This is a genomic window from Bacillus sp. mrc49 (genome assembly GCF_002803435.1).
On sequence record NZ_PHNG01000061.1, the window covers coordinates 1 to 326 of the forward strand.

Consider the following 326-nt stretch of genomic DNA (forward strand, 5'->3'; position numbering starts at 1 on the left):
CTGCGAGACCTACAAGTCGAGCAGGGACGAAAGTCGGGCTTAGTGATCCGGTGGTTCCGCATGGAAGGGCCATCGCTCAACGGATAAAAGCTACCCCGGGGATAACAGGCTTATCTCCCCCAAGAGGCCACATCGACGGGGAGGTTTGGCACCTCGATGTCGGCTCATCGCATCCTGGGGCTGTAGTCGGTCCCAAGGGTTGGGCTGTTCGCCCATTAAAGCGGTACGCGAGCTGGGTTCAGAACGTCGTGAGACAGTTCGGTCCCTATCCGTCGCGGGCGCAGGAAATTTGAGAGGAGCTGTCCTTAGTACGAGAGGACCGGGAT

General features: G+C 58.9%; 1 rRNA gene. It reads left to right on the top strand.

Annotated features, from left to right (window positions below):
• Positions 1 to 326, top strand: a 23S ribosomal RNA gene (locus CVN76_RS00465); the annotation flags it as partial.